This is a genomic window from Nitrosophilus sp. (assembly GCF_982775275.1).
Genome location: NZ_CEXZHP010000295.1, coordinates 1 through 1348, shown reverse-complemented (window position 1 = coordinate 1348; position 1348 = coordinate 1). Strand labels below are relative to the sequence as shown.

General features: G+C 30.9%; 1 protein-coding gene. It reads right to left on the bottom strand.

All coding sequences use genetic code 11. The features are described 5' to 3' along the window. Positions 1-180: 180 nt before the first annotated feature. Positions 181-1200 (bottom strand): M24 family metallopeptidase, encoded by a 1020-nt coding sequence (locus AC30RD_RS09390; RefSeq protein WP_489494281.1) that lies wholly within the window; start codon positions 1198-1200, stop codon positions 181-183. Positions 1201-1348: the final 148 nt, after the last annotated feature.

The following is a 1348-nucleotide window of genomic DNA, read 5'->3' as shown; positions in this document are numbered from 1 at the left end:
AATTCGAGTTTAAAATTTTAAAAACTTTTTTAAATCTTCTTTTAACATCTCCTAAATTTCCACCTATACCAATGGTTGCTTCAAATGGAAGTTTTTTTACTCTTTTATTAATATAAGGAAAACCATAAATATAAAAAAGAGTCAATCTCTTATCGATTTTTCTTCTCAAAATATACCTTTTTATAAAATCTCGGCTCGCCCATTTTTTATAACAACCATATCTTCTATTCTTATTCCAAACTCTCCTGGGATATAGATGCCAGGCTCAATTGTAAATACCATATTATCTTCAATAACGCTATTGCTTTTAGAAGAGATAAAGGGCATCTCGTGGATATCCAATCCTACTCCATGTCCCAAAGAGTGAACGAAATATTCTCCAAATCCACCTTTATCTATAATATCTCTTGCGATTTTATCTATCTCATAGGCCCTCATTCCGCTTCTGATTTTTTTTGTAGCCTCATCTTTTGCTTTTAAAACAAGATCGTAAGCTTTTTGAATCTTGCTATTTTTAAATCTCTGATTATAATCAAAGTTTAAATCCTCGCTAAAAAAAGAGGTTCTTGTTCTATCAGAACAGTATCTTTTATATTTTATACCAGCGTCAAAAAGTATCAAATCCCCCTTTTTTAAAACTTTTTTTGTAGGTTTGGCATGAGGCTTTGCCGCATTTTCATTAATGGCAAAAATTGGATCAAAACTCAACTCTCTCTCACCAAAAGATGTCAAAATAGAAACGGCTTGAAAATGCAAAAACTTTTCGCTTTTTCCTTCCGCGCTTTTTTTCAAATAGTTGGCAAACTCTTCAAAGGATCTTTTATTGATATCTACGCTCTTTTTTATAAGCTCAATCTCTTTATCGCTTTTTATTGCCCTTTTTTTCCATGAAAAATTTAAGGCTTCTTTTAAAAAAACACCGCTTTTTTCGATAGAGTCTATCTCTTTTTTACTAAACTCCTTTGGATCGAAAAAAAGTTTTTTTATCCTTTTTTTTCTCAATATTTTTCGCGCATCTTTAATCAAATCTTTTGATTCAATTACCAAAGCGTTTTTTATCTTCTCCTTTGCCTCTAATGTATATCTTGCGTCTGTTAAAAAAAAGGCCTCATCTCCCAGCTTTAAAAATAGCTCATTATCGCAAGAGTAATCACACTCATAATAGACGCTATTTTCATCTTTTAATATATAATTTTGCATCTTTTGCCTTTTGATACAAGAAAATAGTCATTGGAAATTGGGAATTGGGAATTGGGAATTGGGAATTGGTAAATTTCATTCCTATTTTCCCACTTTCTAACTTTTTCACTTTCTAACTTAACTACTAAACCACTTAACTACTCAACTA

Excerpts from the sequence above, each read along its gene's own strand:
- AC30RD_RS09390 (WP_489494281.1), bottom strand. The coding sequence starts at position 1,200 with ATGCAAAATTATATATTAAAAGATGAAAATAGCGTCTATTATGAGTGT.